Annotated in this window: 6 protein-coding genes; all 6 read right to left on the minus strand. The window is 35.2% G+C overall.

Annotated elements, in window-relative coordinates; genetic code table 11:
• Window positions 1-65 precede the first annotated feature (65 nt).
• The 6 genes from AAEY57_RS18780 to AAEY57_RS18805 all read right to left on the minus strand — a co-directional run bounded on the left by AAEY57_RS18780 (window position 66) and on the right by AAEY57_RS18805 (window position 4,308).
• Window positions 66-599 (minus strand): HGGxSTG domain-containing protein, encoded by a 534-nt coding sequence (locus AAEY57_RS18780; RefSeq protein WP_350608527.1) that lies wholly within the window; start codon window positions 597-599, stop codon window positions 66-68.
• 151 nt (window positions 600-750) lie between these two features.
• Complete coding sequence (locus AAEY57_RS18785) at window positions 751-1,656, minus strand: YagK/YfjJ domain-containing protein (protein ID WP_350608528.1); 906 nt, start codon at window positions 1,654-1,656, stop codon at window positions 751-753.
• 214 nt (window positions 1,657-1,870) lie between these two features.
• Complete coding sequence (locus AAEY57_RS18790) at window positions 1,871-2,098, minus strand: helix-turn-helix transcriptional regulator (RefSeq protein WP_350608529.1); 228 nt, start codon at window positions 2,096-2,098, stop codon at window positions 1,871-1,873.
• Window positions 2,095-2,328: a helix-turn-helix transcriptional regulator gene (locus AAEY57_RS18795; RefSeq protein ID WP_350608530.1), complete on the minus strand. Its 234-nt coding sequence runs from the start codon at window positions 2,326-2,328 to the stop codon at window positions 2,095-2,097. The genes AAEY57_RS18790 and AAEY57_RS18795 overlap by 4 nt, the downstream gene beginning before the upstream one ends.
• Window positions 2,329-2,426: 98 nt before the next feature.
• On the minus strand, window positions 2,427-3,176 hold the full coding sequence (locus AAEY57_RS18800; protein WP_350608531.1) for a hypothetical protein: 750 nt from the start codon (window positions 3,174-3,176) through the stop codon (window positions 2,427-2,429).
• Complete coding sequence (locus tag AAEY57_RS18805; RefSeq protein ID WP_350608532.1) at window positions 3,169-4,308, minus strand: tyrosine-type recombinase/integrase; 1,140 nt, start codon at window positions 4,306-4,308, stop codon at window positions 3,169-3,171. Before AAEY57_RS18805 ends, AAEY57_RS18800 begins: the two co-directional genes overlap by 8 nt.
• Window positions 4,309-4,372: the final 64 nt, after the last annotated feature.

Below are 4,372 nucleotides of genomic sequence, written 5' to 3' on the forward strand. Positions count from 1 at the left end.
GCTCCGAATTTATCATTGAGCAGGTATTTTTAGATAATCAGAACATCGATGCTAGGTGTGGTTCGCTAGACGCTTACCTTATTAATAAGTAAGAATTGTTTTCTTGCTTCACTCATATGCTGGTGGAAGTAAGGTGCTTTTACTATCTTCGTGTGGATATGAAAAAGGAGATGTTGACTATCAATATCTTTGTAATATGCATCAAGTGCCGATTGAACAATAATAAAGGCCTCTTCGCCATAGTATTCACAAATATGATATTTAAAGCATTCTAATGCTACGTTGTATCGTGCTACTAGTTTGTTTACTTCACTATTGTTAATACTTTTCTGTCCAACTATATCGCACAATTGAATGTATGCTTTAAGTGAGTCTTCCATTAATACGGAGTCATAGCCTTGTATTAGATTCCATCCAAAACCATTTTTAACAGGATTGGTACGCACAGCAAGTTTACCTTCAGTTGTTTTTGCACCTGTAGAGCGACCACCATGCAATTTACATCGACCATTACGTTTGTTGCCTAAGCGTTTACAGGGACTACCTGAACGTGTTTTAGCGCCACACTTGGGTAGACTTTCTAAATCAAATTTACTCATTTTTTGCCTTTTTATGATCGATCATGTTCGGTGAACTTTCGGTTCACAGGGTTTGCTTTTTGAAAATTTATTTTCTTTCAAGTTTTTAAAATCGAATATTTATATGCTTACCATCATGGTGTGAATATATAAATCAAAGAGTTATGTTATTTTAATACCACGTGAAGCGATCATTTAGCAGAGCTTTATGTTGTATGTTTGGGTAAGGTGAACGATCACTTTGCATGTGTATGCTTCGGTTCATAGAGTGCTGCAAAGGTACTTGATCGTTATTAGCTTGATTAGGATGATCGCTGTACTGTAATGAGCGATGAAGTTTAGATTGTATTAACTGTGTACTGCTTATACCTAATCGCCTTTTTATTACCTTGATACCACCAGCTTTTGAGTTATCTGGCTTTATTAGAGCCGCTTCTTTATTTTGCTGATATGTTATAGCTGGATTTACGAGTAGCATATCGTTAAAGCGTCTATCAACGTGCTCTGTTGAGTATTCAAGTTTACTAAATAAGTAGCTATGAGCCTTAATGCTAGCTTCTTTTGTGGTACGTTTAGTAAAATAACTTAAACGGTATAGAGCAGGTTCTATGCTAAGCTTATTACCCCTTTGCATTAGGTAGTATGGGTGTTGAACGAATGAGGCCGAACCTAAGCCTTCAGATTCCCAAGCATGCTTTAATTGGTAGGTTAACTTACTGCTATGATTTATTTTATGCCCACTTAACAAAACAGCTAAGTGATAATGATGATTTGAAGATGTATTTCTCTCTCTAGCGCATATGTAACTTACTTTGCAGTTATATTGTTTTGTAAGTATCGACAACTGTTTTTTAATAAATTTTAAGAACGCCTGATTATTAATAGAATAAGATTTAGTACTTAGGTCTATTCTTGCTACGAGTACTTTAGAGTAGTGAGAAAGCATACATTCACAATGCCTAAACACTTTAGTTAATGCTTTTAGATCTTGGCCTTTTGTCTTTGGTTTGAATACTCTGTAACTATGGTCTTTGTATATAAAGTTTACTGAGTTAGTTGTTGATATTTTAAAGGTCATTGTTATATCTATTTACCTTAGTTATTAATTGGTATCTTTCTTATATTATTTAATATCCGCTGTTAGTGGGTAGGCGCTTTACAGATAAAAGCCCTTTTAAAATAATAACCCTTTTAAAATAATAACTAAGATATGTTTTTAGCTTGTTGAATAGCGTGTTTTTACTGATCATTTTGTTTCAAAGTGCGTCATCAATAGGCCAAAAAAAAGCAGTTTATTTACCTGCTTTTGTGTGTTTATTAGCTAGCCAATTTTTATAATCTTGAAAATGCCACATGGACCGCCCATTTATTACATGGGCTGGTGGAGGAAAATGGCCAGCCTTTACCCATCTTCCAAGTGTTGACCTACTGATGTTAAGAAGTTTTTGCAATTCAGGCTTTTTAATCATGCGAGCATCGTCAATATACATAGCAAGATCTGGTAGCTTTTTCTCGTTCATTGAGGTCGCTCCATATTTATTACTTCGCGAGATTTTACAAAGTCTAAAAGCTCGCTTAATAACCAACAAACTCTATCGCTATCGGCATGAAGCTTTCTTCTTTTTGGAAAGAGGCCTTTTTTTTCTAAAGCCCAAGCGCTGGTTCGAGAGACTGCCGTTATTTTGGCTCTTTCTGCTTCTCTGACTAGGCGGTCAGTAAATTGAGTTGTTGGTGTAATTAGTTGGTTCATAGAGGTTTCCCCTGTTCACTTTTATTCGATGGGGAAATATTATTTGTTTGGATGGGGCGTAATTACCCCCATAGATTGATATGGGGTAATTAAAGTCTTTAATTTATTGATTTAGTTGATATTTTGTTTTTGTAATTCTCGTAAACCCATTCTCTTACTTTTCTTAAAGATGGCGCATTAGCTTGCTTTCCTTTTTTTCCTGCATAACCATATGATTCATTTATATATTTTTTTATAGATTTATTTGCAGGGTAACTAATCGTGGTTTTTGAAAATAAATCATTAATGGCCTCGGCTAAATTTGATCTACTTGCTAAATACATGTACGGGTCTTTTTGGATGTCCTTTACTATCTGTTGAATTAGCTTAATGAAAGGCTGCCAAGCTTTTGGTGTTGTGCTCCCAGCTTTTTTTCGATCGATGGTATTCTTCTCCGTAGCCCTGAGTGCATAAATATGTTCTACAAAATCATTATGCTCTTGTACTCGAGAGCCAAGCGTAAACATTTCGTGCATTAGTTTATTAAGCCAAAATTTGTAGTCTTCGTTAGACTTATCAGGAAGTACTCTTAGAATGTCTTCCACCAGCATCGCCTTGCGTTTAATTGACTCTTTTTCCAATAACATAATGTCTTGGCCAAATTCGTCTTTAGGTAAATTATTAATAGAAGATATAATTAAATTTGGTTTATCTAAGCCTATAGGGGACACGCTTTCTTCATAATTTGCACACTCAATATCATTCTTATTGATTTCTCTCACTTTTTGTGTATCAACTAATAGCCGCTTTGACTGAATTTTTAGCGACTCCCGCGCTATACATTGCGGAAAAATACTGTATTTATCCATCTTCCCCCTCCTCAGATATTAAGTTGATTTTTGCTAGGGGAAGTATTCTTTGAGCTAGTGTACTAGCAATTTCTCTCCGTTCTTCGAGGTAATCATATCGGTTATAAATTCCAGTAACCCCCTTAATACTGTGATTGAGGTATCTAGTTACTTTGTTGCCCTCATACCCAAGCTCAGCCAACAAGCTTCGACAGGTTCTTCTTAAATCATGAAGGGTAAAGTGTTTTACTCCTTCTACACCGAGTAAATTTGGGTATTGTTTTTTGCTAACTTTACTTCCGAACATTTTTCCTAACGCGTGATTCAAAGTATCGTCACTTATATGTCCACTTTTACTTTTTTTCCTAGCAGGAAATAAGTACTCAGAACCACAGGACCTTTCTTTTATTTCTTTAAATATTGGCATTACTTCTTTAGGTAATGGGATTTTTATATCTGACTTTTTTTTATTTCTTATACCTAAATCCCAGACATTTTTGCTAAAGTCGAACTCGCTCCACTTTGCTTTAGTTAACTCGGTTTTTCTATTTCCAAAAATGATAAGCAATATAATCAGTAAATAGTTATCATAAGTGAATATTGCTAAGTTATCTCTTAAGACGTTTAATGTGATTTCAATTTCTTGGAAGCTTAAAGCCCTGTCTCGACTTTTCGTAGGACCTCCAGCATCTGACTCTTTGAATGCTGATGCTGGATTTCTCTGTGTAATGTCTAGTTTATTAGCATGCTCAAAAAGATGCTTAAAAAGGTAAAGTGTTTTATTAGAAATAGAAGGGCGGCCATCATCATTTATTATTTGAATAATTTTTCGGATATCTGTTGCCTTAACATCTTCTACTCTTAGCTTGCCTATATAAGGCTTAACTCCTCTAATGTATTGGCGAAACGGTATATTTGGGTTTTCAAGTTTTTTGCTTTTTTCTTTATACCAATCATTGAACAAATCATTCATAGTGATGATTTCCACTTCGCTTTGACGAGCTCTTTCTGCTAAAGGATCGATACCACTCTTTATTTGATGTTTTATGATGGCTGTTTCAGCTCTTGCCTCGGCAAGTGATTTTTCAGGAAAACCTAACCCTGAAAGTGTCATAAATCGGCGGTTACCATTTATTGTATCGGAGTTTTTCAAGTTAGTTGTCGCCTCAAGTTAAATTTTATGCCGCCCGCATTTCTTCTTTTTTCTCAGGGTTTAA

It is taken from the genome of Pseudoalteromonas sp. MER144-MNA-CIBAN-0113, assembly GCF_040308965.1.
GTDB lineage: Bacteria > Pseudomonadota > Gammaproteobacteria > Enterobacterales > Alteromonadaceae > Pseudoalteromonas > Pseudoalteromonas tetraodonis.